We start from the raw sequence: 15634 nt of genomic DNA on the forward strand, positions 1-15634 counted from the left end.
GTCAAATTCAGGATATGAGATTAATAGCAATTCTTATAATAATTTGTTTTACCTCATGTTCAATCCTGAAGGAGGATCAGAATAAGCGCCTGAAAGAGAATAATGATTTAGCATTTCAATTAAGTCAGATTTATGGGGCTGATCAAGTGATTAGGCAAGTGCCTGGTAATAGTGACCGCATTATTGTGATGCAGAAAATAGACTCTCTTAACTTTGTTCGGATAATTGATTTCATAAAAGAACATGGTTATCCAAATGAAAAACTTTTAGGGGAATCGTATAACAAGAATGAAAGTGTCTGTTTGGCTGCTCCATCTATTCTACTTCATAATTCTTCGAAAGTTGTTCAAAAACCCACATTCAATCTATTAAAGAGTGAAGTTGAGAAGGGCAACATGAAGCCAGAAGCATTGGCATTGATTTTGGATAAATACTATGTTTATTATAAAGGGTATTCTCTTTATCATACACAATTTAAAAAAGCTTGTATAGAGAATAAAGAATTGGTCAACAAGGCAAGATTGGAAATAGGGCTAAGTGCCTTGCCTGATTCCTTGTTTACAGGCAGTTGTAATTAATCATTAACTCTCGTCTCCCGACGAGTCTTTCACAAGACAAATTGAACTAAAGAATTGTATCTAATCCTAATTTCGTTTGTTATTGCTTCGGTTGTGGGATACGGCGGTTTTTGTGCCCCTCGATCGGAATCGAGGGGCAGGAGAAACTTGTTGACCCATACATCAAAAAATCCCAACAATTAGGGATTTTAGGAATCCTACCATCATTGTAGTTTTGCACTGTTAATTTTAATGGGTTTAAATAAAAGCAGAATGATGAAGAGAGGGTTTTTACTTTTAATGGCTGTGATGATGACTGTGTTGGGTTATGCACAAGGAGAAACGGAGGAGACCAACGTTTATACCAATGCTGCTGATAATTTGTTGTCGAACGACAATAAGTTGGTTGTTGGTGGTTATGGAGAAGTTCATTACAATCAGCCGCTTGATGCTGACACTAAAAACAACGGAAAACTGGATGTTCACAGGATTGTGATGCTGCTTGGTTATAATTTTAGCGATAAAACCAGGTTTGTGACCGAACTGGAATTCGAGCATGTAAAAGAACTCTACGTCGAACAGGCTTTTCTTCAACATCAGTTGAGCAGGAGTGTGAATTTGAGAGGGGGACTCATGCTGGTGCCCATGGGTGTTGTAAATGAGTACCATGAGCCAACGACCTTTCATGGGGTGGAGCGGCCATGGATCGACAAATACATAGCACCTACTACCTGGCGTGAAATCGGTTTTGGTGTAACCGGGAATATCCTGCCAGCCTCCTTAAAGTATCAGGCTTATGTCATGAATGGATTTAACGGTTACGATGGATCTGCGAACCTGGGCGGAAAAAACGGACTTCGAAAAGGTCGCCAAAAAGGGGCGGAGTCTTACATTAGTTCCCCCAATTTTACAGGAAAAATTGAGTACTATGGCATCAGGGGGTTAAATGTTGGACTGTCAGGTTATTTCGGCAAAACACAAACGACTTTGTATGACGGGGTGAGTGAAGATGATGATGCTGCTCTGGCTATTGCGGACTCTTCTGCAGTGGGAGTTTCCATGATTGGTGTCGATGCTCGATACTCCATCAATGCACTTCAGTTGCGTGGCCAGTATTATTACGTCGGACTCTCCAATACGGAAGAATACAATGCTTTTACCGCCGATGACGGGGATTTAAATGATTTAGGCAGTGCTATGACCGGTTATTATGTGGAGGCAGCTTACGATGTTTTGAGATCTCACAGTACAGAGAAACAGCTGATGCCCTTTGTGCGGTACGAATATTTGAACACGCACAGTGATGTGGAGGATAATATCAGTAAAAATCCGGCTTACGAAAAAAATATTATTACTACCGGATTGACTTTAGCTCTGACCCAGGGTGCTGTGGTTAAAGCCGACATGCAGTTTGTTAAATCAGACAATCAGGATGAATACCAAAAGACCTTCAATGTCGGGTTTGGGGTAATGTTTTAAGAAAAAATAAAATCATGAGAACGCGTGGATTATTGGTGTTGTTGGGACTGATGTTTGGATGGGTGTTGGCGCAGGATCAGCCGGATTATCAGCATCGTACTCTTAACCGGGCACTGGCCAAAGATGGAGTTTCCGGATTTACTAATCTTTCGGAAGTATGTCTTCCAGATTCCATTCAGAACACTTTTACCGGGAAGTTTTTCGAAATCTCTCCTGCGGGAGATCAATATAAATATGTATATGCCGGGCGTGTCAACAGCTGCAGGTCCGGCGGGTGTTCAGCCCAGGGTGAACCGGCGGGTAATAGTGAATATTTCGATTATTTTATTCTTTTTGATGCTGAAAAAAGTGTTCAGGTAGTAAAGGTCTTTAACTATCAGGCCACACATGGATATGAAATTACTTCCAGAGGATGGTTAAAACAGTTTGCAGGTCATGATGGATCTGAATCTCTTCAGGTAAACAAAAATATTGATGCCATTTCCGGTGCCACTATTTCTGTTCAGGCCATTACGGAAGATGTTCAGCGGCAGACTTCCTTGCTTCAGCGAATGAAGATATGAGTTATGATTATATAGTGATTAAATCATTTTTCAACTTTCGTTGCCCCTCGTTTCCGTGCGAGGGGCTTTTTTGTTCTCGTCTCCCGACGAGTCTCTCATAAGATAAGTTGAACTAAAGAATTGTATCTTATCGTAACTTCGTTTGCTATTGTTTTGTCGTGAGAGACGACGGAATGTTTGCCCCTCGATCGGAATCGAGGGGCAGGAAGATTCTTTTAACTTGCATCATAGCGATCCAGCCGAAGAAGCTTAACTTCATTCTAAGAGATTTATGTGATATTATTAAAAAAACAAAAGACAAAGAAGTCTTTTTATATAAAATACCTATATTTGCATTGTCAATCATAAAAACGAAACGCTATGAATATTGATGCAAATACCATCGTAGGCGACATTGTAAAAGAGAGTTACAAAGCCGCGCCGGTTCTGGAGAACCATCATATTGATTTTTGCTGTGGTGGGAATATTTCACTGAATGATGCTTGTGCCAATGCTTCGGTAGATGTGGCCGCGTTGATTCCTCAACTGGAAGAGGTAATGAAAGAGGAGGATTTTGATGCCCGGTTTATTCAAAGCCTGGATTTGGATCAGCTGGCCGATTATATCGAGAAGCGGCATCATTCTTATGTGAAAGAGAAGATTCCTTTTCTTAAAGCCAAGTTGGAGAAGTTGTGTAATGCTCATGGGGGCAATCACCCCGAATTGTTTGATGTGGCCCGGATGTTCGAAGAGAGCGCCGCAAACCTGAGTGCACATTTGATGAAAGAAGAATTGGTGCTTTTCCCTCAGGTGCGTAAACTGGCAAAAGCTAACAGGGGTGAGCAGGTAGATCTGGAGCAATTCCAGGGGGTGGATTCTCCCATCAAGGTAATGCTTGCGGAGCACGATGCTGAGGGGGACCGTTTCAGAACCATTTCCGAGATCACCAACGGATACCGGACTCCCGATGATGGCTGTAATACTTATGAGGTTACCATGCGGACCCTGCAAGAATTTGAGGATGATTTGCACCGCCACATTCACCTTGAGAATAACATCTTGTTTCCCGGAGCACTGAAGCTGGAAGAGGAGTTGGGCGCATAACGGTCGCAGGGCATGGTGCATGGAGCGAAGAGCCTGGTGTAGTGCAATGTTCTGGTGGTGCTCTGTTTTTTCATTGTGAATTTTTCTGCCCCTCGTTTCCGCACGAGGGGCTTATAAACGCTCGCCTCCTGACGAGTTTCTAAGAATACAATTGGAAGGGCAGTTATTTAAGTTGCGTTTTTTATTGTTTGTCGTGAGAAACGACTGGATGTTTGCCCCTCGATCGGAATCGAGGGGCAGGGGCAGTGCCCTTAAGCTCCATATTACAGGCACTCTGCTCCATGCTTAACGCGCTCTGCGCTTTGCCAAAATTTCGTACCTTTGCACCACTTCAACCCCAAAGATTCAGCACAATGTTGTCAAAAAGTTCGGAATATGCCATTCGCGCCATGGTGTCGGTGCAATTGCAAAACTGGGAGTATAAACGTCCGGGAGTTGCCGATGTGGCCAATCATATTGAGGCGCCGGTAGCTTTTACTGCCAAAATATTGCAGGCACTTACCAAAAGCAAATTATTGCATTCTGCAAAGGGCCGTGGAGGTGGTTTCTTTTTTTCTGATGACGACGCCGATGTTACGCTTTTTCAAATCGTGAAAGTAATTGAGGGGGAGGGGATATTTCACCAGTGTGGTTTCGGAATGAAGAATTGCAGTGACGAAAATCCCTGTCCGTTGCATAATCAATACAAAGTAGTACGCAGTGGCTATGAGGAAATTGTGAAAAAGGCCACCATCCGGTCTTTGGCTGCTAAGATCAGAGACGGAGAGGCTGTTCTAAATAGCGTGCTGGATTAGAAAGGGCCTCTAAATCTCCGGGAGGAGTTTTAATTGTTTTGGTCTTGTCTTCACTTGCTCAGGAGCCTGCTGTCAATATACATCGTTGAAGAGTCTGTCGCCGGAGGCGGAATGTAAGTTTCTCAATCGGAATTGAGGGAATGTGAGATTCGTAGAATTCCAAAGGAGGCTTCCGGTTAATCATTTATTTTATGGCAAAAGGAAAAATCTTTAAGAGGCTCCATCGCTGGCCGGGGCTTATACTTTCGTTTATTCTTCTTTATTATGGCATTACCGGTATTTTTCTGAATCACCGGGAGTTTTTTCCTTCGCTGGAGGTGCCACGAACTAGCTTGCCGGATGTTTATTCCTACCAACAATGGGGAAATAGTTCGCTGAAAGGCAATTTGATTATTTCGCCTGATAGTATTCTGATTTATGGCAATATCGGCGTGTGGGTTACGGATTCCACATTTAGTGATTACAGGGCTCTTGATACCGGATTTTCCGAAGGTTCCGACAACCGCAAAGTATTTGATTTGCATCGCGATTCTTCGGGGAATCTTTACGCAGCAACCCAATTCGGATTGTTTGGCTTCGATGCTTCCGCTAGAGAGCGGGCAGGAGTATCCCTTTGTAGTTTAAAGCGTTTTGAAAGTCAGGGTAAAATTTCACTTGAATCATTTCTGAAACAGGCACGCCTTTTTGAGCACCTTAGTGATTTTGAAACCCTCTAGCTTCCCTGTGAAAACATGGATGATATTATAAAGTTATTTTCAGAATAGGGAGTTCTAAGGAGCAGAATTAATTAAAGTAAAAGGCTCACTATTTGTGGTCTCTAATATCCAATATTCTCCTTCTTATTCTGAAACGAACGGGATGGAAATGCCCTATTGAGGGGCATTGTCATAAACCGTCTGCAAAGTATAATTATCATCTTCGGTGGTTATGGCTTTCACCATTACGTCAACAATCTCTTTGCCGTTGTTGATGTACTCGCCCGTACTGTGATTGATAATGCCTGAACACTCTTTCCCTGCACCGGTGGCTCCGTTGTCCCAGAAGAAAGGTGCCATTCCATAAGTTTTGGCTGCTTTGCACATATATTCCAGATAATATTTTCGGAAAGCTTCGGCGCGGTCGGTGCTTCGGTGCACATTACCCACTTCACCCAGATAGACGGGGATTCCATTGTCCGTAAATTTTGTCCTCAGATTGTTAAAGACATCCCTGAGGTGTGCTTCATCTCCGTAACTCTCCTTTTTGGAGGGATCTCCTGTGTGTCCCCATTCCGAATATTTGTCGTTGAGGGTATATTCGTAAGGATCGTAATAATGGACAGCAACCAGCAGACGGTCTTCCACCAGATCATCAGGTAGTTCGAAGTGTTCGATGGTCAGTTCAGGATTGGTACAATAACCCGGAACGCCCAGATAGCGGTCGGTGTTGTTGCCCCCTGTGGCACGAACTGCATCCACAAACACCTGGTTCCATTCATTGAGTGTGGCATACTGTTTTCCGCCGTCGGTCCGGTTGTCGCCCCAGCCCCATTCGCCATCGTGGATTTCGTTCATCGATTCAAAAATCAGGAAATCTCCTTTGTCTTTAAATTTTTCAGCAATCTGCGTCCATATTGCCGAAAGTTGATTTTTTACCTGCGTGTTAATTGCTTCATCTGTGGCAGCACCCTTTATGTCGAGCCAGTAGTGACTGTCGGCCCCGTCGTGATGAATGTTGACAATGGCATTGAGCCCTGCATTTTCGGCATATCCAACTACTTCTGTCACTCTGTTGAGCCAGCTCTCTTCGATGGTATAATCGGGGGCTTGGCCAATATGTCCCAGCCAGGTTACGGGAATCCGAACCGAATGAATACCTGCTTCAGCAATCTTGTTAAATGCTTCCTGAGTGGTTTTTGCGTTTCCCCAGATGGTTTCATTGGAAACACCATTGCTATGGGCATCCAGTTGATTACCCATATTCCATCCCAGTCCCAGCTTTTTTATTATAGGGCTGGCGTCCACTTCTACAATGTCAGTATCCTCATCATCTTCTGTTGATTGTTCTGCACCGGCTTGTGTTATTTTGATGTCACTTACAAAATCAGTCCCCAGTAGTGTGATATTGGTCCAGCGGCTGTCAACAGCGGTGTTGACAGTTGCGGTTATGGTAAACTTCAGGGTGCTCTCAGTTTCAGATGGATCCTCTGTGGTGACACACCATTTGTCGGTTGATTCTTTTAATTCGAGCGGTATGTTTGTTTCAACGGTGAGCGCTTTTGTGCCGCCCTCCGCAGAGAAGTAGAACTCCTGATCCGATGGATTAACATCTGGTTTTACGGTTGGGTTCTGTTCGTCGGAACAGGCATTTACGGTTATTCCAAGGATAATAAGGAGTGTGAGTGAAAATCTTTTAAGCATAAAATCCATTCGTTTAAAATTTTGTAATTAACTGACAAAAAACTAATTAAAAATTTGAGAACGACTGGAATCGCTTCGCTCTCACATAATGTTTTTAAAACATATTCTTGTGCCTCCCGTCGGCCGCTAAAGGCTTGACGACGGCGCGGCGCTAAAGCTTCAGCGACACGCGGTTTGTTAAATTTATGCTTAAAAAATATCATGCTCGTTTCATCAGTAAATAACTTGTCTAAGTTGTTGGTCTGATGGAACTCGCATGGTTGATTATTTGCATTCTCTTTTGAGGCAATCGTTGCCATGCCCGTTTCATAGGATTGTTGTGTGGTTTGTTTGAGTAAAGTTAAAAAATTATGCAAGAATCCGGATTCTTGTTTCCCTAGGGATGTTTTTCCAATTCTTAGATATCTGCAAATTCTCTCAACAGTAGACGAAATAAAGGCTCTGATCTTTTAGCCTGACACCAATATTTTTTTAGTAATACTTATTTTTAGGTATGCGCGTAGTGCGCTGTATAGTAAAAGGTTATGTGAAAAATGAACAAATGGGGCCGGTTTCGGAGTGTCGGAGTCACTATAAAATCCCCTGTTTTTGGGATTGTGGACCGTTGGAACAACCTATACTTTTGTTTCTGATTTAGCAAAAACCTTTTATTCTGGCTCAATGATCCGGTTAAATATCCCGATAGATGACTTGTGGATAATCCGGGGCTGTAAAAAGCGAGACATTTTCCTTCCAGAGGAGAACAATAATGCTATTTAGAGTCTGTCCATAAACTAAGCGTTTTTCATGTGTTTGAGATAGAAAGTTCAAATTCAAGGCGTGTGAAAAATCTAAACCGCAGAATACTAATGTATTTGAGGATTTAGATTTTGAGCAACAACGCAGAAGTTGGACTTTATAGACAAACACTATTTAGACAAAGTTAGGATGTGTTTTTAACAAGCCAAAGCAATAGCTTGGGGCAACGTTCCTGAGAAATAGATTTTTGAATAAAAACAGAGTTATCAGATAGGATTGACCAGAAAAGACTTTTTGCCTGATGAAATCCAAATATGAGGAGACGGCAGATGGAGCAGGTGAAAATTGTAAATTTTTAATATGCTTAACAGACAACCCTCATTTGTCTGCTGTTCTGTGCTAATAAACCAAATCTTATAAGAATGAAGAATCACAATAGTTTGACCCGGAAAATATTTGGAGAAGTTCACTTGTGGCTTGGTGTTGTCAGTGGACTGGTATTGTTTGTTATTTGCCTGAGCGGTGCGGTCTATACTTTCAGATCTGAATTTGAACAGTTGGCCGATCCGGATAAGTATATGGTCAATGAGCAGGAGGGGGCAGAGGTCGTCAGTATTGATCGGGTGATTGAAATCCTTTCGGATAGCGGACAGGTGACCTCTGTTTTGATACCGGGAATGGAACAACGTACTCTGGAGGCTGTGGTGAAAACTTCTCCTAAGCAACGACGAGGAAGGGTGTTTTATGTTCATCCTTATTCGGGGGATATAGTTGGTAAATCCGGGGGCAAAGTAAGTGATTTTTTCCTTGTGGTTATGAAGCTTCATCGATGGTTGCTTATGGGTAAGACCGGAAAAGTCATTGTGGGTGTTTCTACGCTGATTTTTGTGATTTTGGTTGTATCCGGACTGGTTCTCTGGATTCCCAAAAAACTAAGGGCGCTGAAAAATGGTTTGCGCATTAGCCTGAAAGGGACTTTTCGACGAAACTTATGGGAGTTGCACAATGTTTTGGGATTCTATGCTGCTCCATTGCTGTTGATAATGGCACTGACCGGACTTTCATGGTCATTCGACTGGTACCGGAGCGGGCTGGGAAATGTGCTTGGAGCTCCGGTCTTTAATCGCGGAGGAGGAGATAAGATAGAATTGGTAGTTCCCGAAAATGGCTCAAAGGCTTCATACTCCGATTTGTTGGGAAAAGCCAGAGAAAGGTGGGGAAATGATTCAGACTACAGAGTTTCCATCTCACAGAAGGGAGATGCTCCTGTTCGCATCACAAGATACCATACCGGGTTATTTGCTTTTGCAGGATCTGATCATTTGTTTGTTCATCCTTATACTTCAGAGGTTTTAGCTGTTGATTTGTTTTCAGATAAAGCACTAAACGAGCAGATTGCTGCTTTAATAAAACCTCTCCATACCGGTGAAATCTACGGAACCTTTTCAAAAATCATATACTTCTTTGTGGTTTTGATTGCAACCAGCCTTCCGGTTACAGGTGTGATTATGTGGCTTGGGAAAATCAGGTCGCGAAATACCAGATGATTCTTTGTTGATGAGAAACAAATTTAGAAACTGTTGAGATTTTTATGTGATGTGCGATAAAAATAGTCTAAATAAAAATAAAGAGCCGGGGATTGTTGCCAGATGCCTCGGGATAGGGATGTTTTTAATATTTTTCCTGCAACATTCTTTTGCGCTGGCACAAGTTAATGGGGGAATCATTGAAGGGCAAATTGTTGATGAAGCGGAAATGCCTCTGTTTGCAGTGTCGGTAGCTTTGGGAAATTCAGGACGGGGTACCGTTACGGATGCAGACGGAAAGTTTGTTCTCAGAGGAGTTGAAAGCGGACATCATACCTTATTGACTTCAGCCGTGGGGTACAAAAGAAAAAGTGTCCGGGTGGCTGTACCGACTGAAGCCCCGGTTCAGCTTACCATCAGGATGGAAGAGGAGACACTGGAGATTGATGAAGTGAGAGTTGTTGGGAAAAATCAGGCTGCCATGCAACGTGAAAAGGGTTTTGCCATCAGTGGTGTGAATATGCAGGAGTTTGAGTTACAGACGGTGCAGGCCGGTGATATGCTCGACAGAACGGCTGGAGTCCGCATTCGTCGAGAGGGAGGTCTGGGATCCGATGTCCAGTACAATATCAATGGCTTGTCGGGAAAATCCATTAAAATTTTCCTGAATGGGATTCCCATTGAAAATTATGGTGCTTCCTTCTCACTGAGTAGCATTCCCAACTCAATGATTGAGCGCATAGATGTGTATAAAGGTGTTGTTCCTGCTTATCTGGGGGATGATGCACTTGGGGGGGCCATCAATGTGATTACCCGGAAACGATTTGTCAACAGCTTGAATGTGAGTTATTCCGTGGGCTCTTTTAATACTCATCAGGCTGCAGCAGACGGGCGTTTCAGGGATGAACGAACGGGTTTTACATTTAACGGGAATGCTTTTTACAACTATTCTGATAATGATTATGAGGTGTGGGGTGATAAAGTTTACACCGTGGATGAACAAGGTAAAAAGGAGTACATCACGGCACGTCGTTTCCATGATTCTTACCAGTCCGCAGGCATTAAAGCAGATGTGGGATTCACCAACGTACCGTGGGCCGACCGCTTTATGGTGGGGGGCTTAATCTCGGAGATGGAAAAAGATATTCAGCACGGAATGACCATGGAGATTGTTTACGGTAACAGGGCTGCAGCTCAAAATACCGGACTGCTTCATGCTGAATATCGCAAACGTAATTTTCTGACTGATGATCTGGAGGTGGATTTGTTTACCTCTTTTTCAAGACTTGAAAGAAGGATCGTTGATACCATTCCTTATATGTACAACTGGCAGGGAAGCAGGGTTCTCAATGAACGAACAGGTCAGTGGTATGAGTGGTCAGGAGGCGCTGAAGCGGGTGACCCAACGCTCAATGAGGATAAAGAAGATAAATGGTCGGGCAGAGTCAGGATGCAATACCTGTTGAGTGACCGGAATAAGCTGTCATTTAATCTGCTTGCATCCAATTTTTCGCGAAGACCGGATGACCCCTTGCGTCCTGAGAGTGAGCGGGAATTGATTGATACACGATATTTGAGCAAAAGAGTCTGGACTTTAAATTATGAGCACGCTGCATTGGGTGATAAATTGAAGGCCACCGCATTTTTTAAATATTATTTTCAGAATCTTCGCTTGAAAGATGCCGTGCGTTCGCGTAATGAAGGGCTCACCTCTATAGAGCTGGATGACGATACGAGGGACAAAGGTTATGGTGTTGCTCTTTCCTATGCTGTCCACCCTGAGCTTAAATTGATGGCTTCTGCAGAGAATGCGCTCCGACTCCCATCAGGTTCTGAAATCTTCGGGGTTGTGTCGGAAAATATTGATCCCGCCTATGGTCTGAAACCCGAGAGAAGTCGTAACCTCAACCTGGGGTTTGATGCCGGTCCGTTTCAGTTGGGGCTTCATCAGGTGGGGGTGTCCACCAATTTCTTCTATCGCGATATTACTGGCATGATTAAACGCGGCGTTCCCGATCAGTTCTCCGAATCTACCCCGCATGTTAATCTTGATGATGTAAGAAGCACAGGTGTGGATGTGGAACTAAACTACCATTATCAACGCACATTGAGCTGGGTGAACGGTGCGTCACTTTCCAATCCGAGATTCAACAGGGAGTTTAACGATGAGGGGGCAAAATACAATTACTATGGCGATCGCCTCCGGAATGAACCTTATTTTACTTTCAATAGTAATGTGGTCTTTCGAAAGACGGACCTTTTTAAGAAAGGGAGCGAGTGGAGCCTGCAATACAATTTCAGTTATGTGCATGAATTCTACCGCAACTGGGCCAGTTTAGGGGGTGCAAACAAAGATGTTATTCCCACCCAAATAGTACATGATGCCGGGATGCGTTACACTTTTCCCGGGCAGAAGCTTACGCTCAGCACTGATGTGCGGAATATGTTTAATGAACAGGTTTTTGATAATTGGGCATTGCAAAAGCCTGGAAGGGCTTTTTATGCCAAAATCACTTATAAAATCAATTAATTCAAACCATAAAAATTATTTGTTATGATTCACAACTTAAAATATTTGTTGTTCGGATTAACGCTTACAGGACTGGTAGCCTGTAGCGAGGATGATAATACAGAACCTGATGAACAACCAACCGGGGAACGTTTTTATACTATTGGATATGCTGATGGTTCCGGGAGCCCCTCAGCAACATATACCCAGTCGGTAACTGACCTTTCAGATGGTACCATTTCCTATGTGGGGTATGGATTTGAAGTTCCATCCACACGAACGGCCCGTATTTTTGCTTCTTCTGATGGGACTACATTGTATGGATTGGATTATGGTGGTGGATCAGTCTATAAATTTGATGTCGATGGTGGACAGGATTATACGCAACTCTCTGAAACCAATGTGCAATATGCAATTGGCACGGCTTATCCCCGATGGACCAAAGTGAACGACGATTATGCGTTGCTGCACAACGTCACCACCGAGCGTATTTATGATGAAGCCAGTGGAGATTATTTGAAGACTGTGGCCACGGCACAACTGGTTTCCATCAATCTGGATGATCTTACTTTCCGCAGCATTCAGGAGTTTGAAATTCCCGTAAATCAGGAAGATGAAAACCGCGGGGCTTATGTGTTCCGAATTGATGCGCCTGTGGTGGTTGGCGATAAAGCCTATTACGGAATGGCCAAGAGAACATACAATCCGGATACGGACACACAGGAGCAGGTGGATTATAATTCTGTTGAGACTCTGGTTGTGGATTACCCTTCTTTAACCAATCCCCGTTTGATATCCACAACAGCCGGAGGTGCCAAAGGGGCTACCAACGGTTACCGGACTTCTGTAGCTTATAAAGATGAGCAGGGGGATGTCTATCAGATAATTACTGTTCCTGATAATTCTTACGATACGCATATCTTAAAAATTACTGATGGTGCCTACGATGAAGACTATAGTTTTAATTTATCTGAGCTTCTGGGGAAAAATACCATTTCTAATGGTTGGTTCTATGTAGGTGACGGGATCGGATATGTGCTTTTTGCACAGTCAGATTTGGGCGGCACAAGCGACGCTGTGTGGTCAGTTGCCCGTGTTGATTTATATAACGGTACAGCTGTGGAACTGGATGTTCCCGATAATCTGTGGCTTCAACAATATCAAAACAGTATATTGGTGGATGATAAATTCTGTATGGCTTTGGGACCCAAAGGAGGTGAGGGACATATCTATATGTTTGATGTCAACTCTGCCGAACCGGATGGGTTTACTGTTGGTACAACGCTCGAGGCAGGCGCCGATTCCTACTATATCGGGATATATTAATAATCAGGTTTGATAAAATAAGCCCTGTTGCCATTGGTGACGGGGCTTTTTTAGCTATCCTGTGTTTTTTTCAAACATTTTTGGGTGGATTGACCATGAGGTTTTCTCAAAAAGACGTAATTTTAACTATAAATCAAAATAAATAAAATTATGAGACTACTCATCCAACCCGATTACAACAAAGTTTCTGAATGGACTGCCAACTACATTGCTGATAAAATTAATCAACATAACGGGAGTCGTCCTTTTGTTTTAGGATTGCCAACGGGATCCTCACCGCTCGGAACTTATAATGCATTGATAGATTTGTATCAGGAAGGAAAAGTTTCCTTTAAAAATGTAGTTACTTTCAATATGGATGAGTACATCGGAATCCCGGAAGATCATCCTGAAAGCTATCATTCATTCATGTGGAATAATTTTTTTAATCACGTGGATATTGAGAAGGATAATGTGAATATTTTGAATGGGAATGCTCCTGACCCGGAAGAAGAATGCAGGTTGTATGAAGAGAAAATTTTCAGGTACGGAGGAATTGATCTCTTTATGGGGGGGATTGGCCCTGACGGACACATTGCTTTTAATGAGCCCGGGTCTTCACTTCAGTCCCGAACCCGTGTCAAAACACTTACACAAGACACCATTATTGCCAACTCTCGGTTCTTCGATAATGATACTGCGAAAGTTCCTAAAACTGCCTTGACGGTTGGTGTGGCAACAGTGTTGGATGCCAAAGAAGTGCTGATTATTGTAAATGGACACAATAAAGCCAGGGCTTTGCATTATGCCATAGAACAGGGCGTGAATCATATGTGGACCATCAGCGCATTGCAAATGCATCCGAAAGGGATTATTGTGTGCGACGAAGCTGCCTGTGATGAGTTGAAGGTAGGTACTTACAGGTATTTTAAAGATATTGAGAACGAAAATATATTGTAATACCTGCATCATAATTTTTTTGTGATAATAAAGGCCGGATTGGTTTTCCCTTTCCGGCTTTGTTTTGCTTTTATGTTGGTTTTTTGAGTTCAAATAGATTTTTGTTGCTATCCGCAACAAACCATGTGTAACCATTGGCACTTGGCTTGGCGTATGTTTTGTAATTCTGTTTTTTTGCTCTTTCGAAAATCTCCTGGGCATCCGCAATCTCCAGGCAGGTATGCGTATAGGCCGGACGAAATTCCTCCCGGCTGATAAATAATTCTAACTCAATGTCTTCTTTTTTCATCACAATTACTTCCGGTGACTCGCTGAACCCAAATATTTCTTCTGCCAGTTCACGAAACAAAGAGAATTGCGTGTGTTTTTTAAATCCAAGGATCCTTTCATAGAAATCATAAACTTCCTGAATGTTACGAATAGATAGTCCTGTGTGTTTTATCATGTGGTTGTTTGTTAAATTTTTGCATAAAATTAAATGAACTATTGTTCATTTCAAAGTATAATGCTTATCTTTGTAAAAGGTAACAGTGTTAAATTTTTTGAAACAGATAACGGGATATCTGCCACCTCAGATAGTGAGGGGTGTTTGCATCCTGATGTTGAATTATTAAAAAAACAAAATATTATGCCAGCAGGAGACAGAACCGGACCCGTGGGACAAGGTGCCATGACCGGAAGAACAATGGGATTTTGCGGTGGATATGATACACCGGGGTTTACTAAAGGATTTGGACAAGGTGCCGGCCGCGGTGCCGGCATGGGCCGTCGTGGCGGCCTGGGGCGTGGTTTCGGATTTAGACGTAGTGCCGGAGCTGGCATGGATGTTCCAGCATCTAATACTCCCTGGATGGGAGTGGGGATGAGTAAAAGAGATGAGGCAAAGATGCTGAAAGCTCAGGCGGAAAATCTTAAAGATTCACTTAAGAGTATAGAAGACAGGTTGAAAGAGATGGAAGAGTGATTGTTGTTCATGTTCAAAAAAAATGGGGCCTTTGAAGTTTTGAGGGCCCCGTTTTGATTGACATTGCCGCTTGAGGGTTTTGCAGAGTTTATTCATTGCATGCATCGTAACGCAATCCAAAAGAATTCCTATGTCGCCCAGGTTTGACCAGTTAAAAACTGAGATACTAAATTGTCATCGTTGTAATCTTTCCCAAACCAGAAATCATGTGATTTTTGGGGAGGGAAATCCCAAAGCTGAAATTTTTATTATTGGGGAAGGTCCCGGTAAGGTTGAAGATCTTCAAGGCCGTCCCTTTGTGGGGCCATCAGGTCAGTTGTTGGATAAGATTCTTGCCGCTTGCGGGTTTACCCGAGAAAAGCATGTTTTTATCAGCAATATTGTCAAATGTCGGCCTCCCAATAACCGGACTCCGGCTATTGAGGAAACTCAGGCGTGTTTACCCTGGCTCCATGAGCAAATAGAACTGATAAATCCTAAAATCATTATTCTGCTGGGCGCAACGGCCTTGAAAAATATGGCAGGAAACAATTATCGCATTACCCGGGATCATGGACAATGGCTTAACTTGTGTAACCGTCTGGCCATGCCGGTTTATCATCCTTCTGCACTACTTCGGGACCCACGTCTAAAACGTCCCACCTGGGAGGATTGTAAAAAAATTGTTCGAAAATATCAGCAAATGATTGATTCAGGTCATTACTCTCCTTTTATAAAAGAAGAATGATCCATCAAACAATGGCCGTTGCGATGCCCG

General features: G+C 43.0%; 15 protein-coding genes. 12 read left to right on the forward strand and 3 right to left on the reverse strand.

Translation table 11 applies throughout. The features are described 5' to 3' along the window. Nucleotides 1-14: 14 nt before the first annotated feature. The 6 genes from W7W_RS0118325 to W7W_RS23740 all read left to right on the forward strand — a co-directional run bounded on the left by W7W_RS0118325 (nt 15) and on the right by W7W_RS23740 (nt 5192). Nucleotides 15-578 carry a hypothetical protein gene (locus W7W_RS0118325; protein ID WP_157202509.1) on the forward strand — a complete coding sequence of 188 codons (564 nt, stop codon included), beginning with the start codon at nt 15-17 and terminating at the stop codon, nt 576-578. A gap of 252 nt (nt 579-830) precedes the next feature. Then, nucleotides 831-2036: a hypothetical protein gene (locus W7W_RS0118330; RefSeq protein ID WP_051536094.1), complete on the forward strand. Its 1206-nt coding sequence runs from the start codon at nt 831-833 to the stop codon at nt 2034-2036. 14 nt (nt 2037-2050) lie between these two features. Further along, a complete protein-coding gene (locus W7W_RS0118335; RefSeq protein ID WP_010665115.1) occupies nt 2051-2599 on the forward strand; it encodes an FMN-binding protein in 549 nt (182 codons plus the stop codon). 360 nt (nt 2600-2959) lie between these two features. Further along, entirely contained in the window at nt 2960-3682 is a 723-nt protein-coding gene (gene ric, locus W7W_RS0118340; protein ID WP_010665116.1) for an iron-sulfur cluster repair di-iron protein, read from the forward strand. Between the two features lie 353 nt (nt 3683-4035). Next, entirely contained in the window at nt 4036-4476 is a 441-nt protein-coding gene (locus W7W_RS0118345; RefSeq protein ID WP_010665117.1) for an RrF2 family transcriptional regulator, read from the forward strand. A gap of 191 nt (nt 4477-4667) precedes the next feature. Continuing rightward, a complete protein-coding gene (locus tag W7W_RS23740; protein ID WP_010665118.1) occupies nt 4668-5192 on the forward strand; it encodes an iron-regulated protein in 525 nt (174 codons plus the stop codon). A gap of 153 nt (nt 5193-5345) precedes the next feature. Here the strand turns inward: W7W_RS23740 and W7W_RS0118355 are convergent, their stop codons facing one another. Together W7W_RS0118355 and W7W_RS23745 are read right to left on the reverse strand one after the other, a co-directional pair. Continuing rightward, nucleotides 5346-6875: a cellulase family glycosylhydrolase gene (locus W7W_RS0118355; RefSeq protein ID WP_044085036.1), complete on the reverse strand. Its 1530-nt coding sequence runs from the start codon at nt 6873-6875 to the stop codon at nt 5346-5348. Continuing rightward, a complete protein-coding gene (locus tag W7W_RS23745; RefSeq protein WP_025006871.1) occupies nt 6830-7231 on the reverse strand; it encodes a hypothetical protein in 402 nt (133 codons plus the stop codon). Before W7W_RS23745 ends, W7W_RS0118355 begins: the two co-directional genes overlap by 46 nt. 804 nt (nt 7232-8035) lie before the next feature. Here W7W_RS23745 and W7W_RS0118360 point away from each other — a divergent pair. From W7W_RS0118360 to nagB, 4 genes are all read left to right on the forward strand, one after another. Then, on the forward strand, nt 8036-9160 hold the full coding sequence (locus W7W_RS0118360; protein WP_010665120.1) for a PepSY-associated TM helix domain-containing protein: 1125 nt from the start codon (nt 8036-8038) through the stop codon (nt 9158-9160). Nucleotides 9161-9278: 118 nt separating this feature from the next. Further along, nucleotides 9279-11669 carry a TonB-dependent receptor gene (locus tag W7W_RS0118365; protein WP_036163405.1) on the forward strand — a complete coding sequence of 797 codons (2391 nt, stop codon included), beginning with the start codon at nt 9279-9281 and terminating at the stop codon, nt 11667-11669. 24 nt (nt 11670-11693) lie between these two features. Next, on the forward strand, nt 11694-12974 hold the full coding sequence (locus tag W7W_RS0118370) for a hypothetical protein (protein ID WP_010665122.1): 1281 nt from the start codon (nt 11694-11696) through the stop codon (nt 12972-12974). Nucleotides 12975-13124: 150 nt separating this feature from the next. Next, nucleotides 13125-13913 carry a glucosamine-6-phosphate deaminase gene (nagB, locus tag W7W_RS0118375; RefSeq protein ID WP_010665123.1) on the forward strand — a complete coding sequence of 263 codons (789 nt, stop codon included), beginning with the start codon at nt 13125-13127 and terminating at the stop codon, nt 13911-13913. A 70-nt stretch (nt 13914-13983) separates the two neighbouring features. On the opposite strand, the gene W7W_RS0118380 is transcribed toward nagB, so the two are convergent. Next, the gene (locus W7W_RS0118380) at nt 13984-14358 is read right to left on the reverse strand and encodes a VOC family protein (protein ID WP_010665124.1); all 375 of its coding nucleotides are present in this window, start codon (nt 14356-14358) and stop codon (nt 13984-13986) included. Between the two features lie 183 nt (nt 14359-14541). Here W7W_RS0118380 and W7W_RS0118385 point away from each other — a divergent pair, with 183 nt between their 5' ends. Together W7W_RS0118385 and W7W_RS0118390 are read left to right on the forward strand one after the other, a co-directional pair. Next, nucleotides 14542-14877 (forward strand): DUF5320 domain-containing protein, encoded by a 336-nt coding sequence (locus tag W7W_RS0118385; RefSeq protein ID WP_025007100.1) that lies wholly within the window; start codon nt 14542-14544, stop codon nt 14875-14877. A gap of 130 nt (nt 14878-15007) precedes the next feature. Then, on the forward strand, nt 15008-15604 hold the full coding sequence (locus tag W7W_RS0118390) for a uracil-DNA glycosylase (protein WP_010665126.1): 597 nt from the start codon (nt 15008-15010) through the stop codon (nt 15602-15604). The last annotated feature ends 30 nt before the right edge of the window (nt 15605-15634 follow it).

It is taken from the genome of Marinilabilia salmonicolor JCM 21150 (assembly GCF_000259075.1).
Lineage (GTDB): Bacteria > Bacteroidota > Bacteroidia > Bacteroidales > Marinilabiliaceae > Marinilabilia > Marinilabilia salmonicolor.

Coding starts and splice junctions, on each gene's coding strand:
- W7W_RS0118325 (WP_157202509.1), top strand. CDS start 15: ATGAGATTAATAGCAATTCTTATAATAATTTGTTTTACCTCATGTTCA.
- W7W_RS0118330 (WP_051536094.1), top strand. CDS start 831: ATGATGAAGAGAGGGTTTTTACTTTTAATGGCTGTGATGATGACTGTG.
- W7W_RS0118335 (WP_010665115.1), top strand. CDS start 2,051: ATGAGAACGCGTGGATTATTGGTGTTGTTGGGACTGATGTTTGGATGG.
- ric (WP_010665116.1), top strand. CDS start 2,960: ATGAATATTGATGCAAATACCATCGTAGGCGACATTGTAAAAGAGAGT.
- W7W_RS0118345 (WP_010665117.1), top strand. CDS start 4,036: ATGTTGTCAAAAAGTTCGGAATATGCCATTCGCGCCATGGTGTCGGTG.
- W7W_RS23740 (WP_010665118.1), top strand. CDS start 4,668: ATGGCAAAAGGAAAAATCTTTAAGAGGCTCCATCGCTGGCCGGGGCTT.
- W7W_RS0118355 (WP_044085036.1), bottom strand. CDS start 6,875: ATGCTTAAAAGATTTTCACTCACACTCCTTATTATCCTTGGAATAACC.
- W7W_RS0118360 (WP_010665120.1), top strand. CDS start 8,036: ATGAAGAATCACAATAGTTTGACCCGGAAAATATTTGGAGAAGTTCAC.
- W7W_RS0118365 (WP_036163405.1), top strand. CDS start 9,279: ATGTTTTTAATATTTTTCCTGCAACATTCTTTTGCGCTGGCACAAGTT.
- W7W_RS0118370 (WP_010665122.1), top strand. CDS start 11,694: ATGATTCACAACTTAAAATATTTGTTGTTCGGATTAACGCTTACAGGA.
- nagB (WP_010665123.1), top strand. CDS start 13,125: ATGAGACTACTCATCCAACCCGATTACAACAAAGTTTCTGAATGGACT.
- W7W_RS0118380 (WP_010665124.1), bottom strand. CDS start 14,358: ATGATAAAACACACAGGACTATCTATTCGTAACATTCAGGAAGTTTAT.
- W7W_RS0118385 (WP_025007100.1), top strand. CDS start 14,542: ATGCCAGCAGGAGACAGAACCGGACCCGTGGGACAAGGTGCCATGACC.
- W7W_RS0118390 (WP_010665126.1), top strand. CDS start 15,008: ATGTCGCCCAGGTTTGACCAGTTAAAAACTGAGATACTAAATTGTCAT.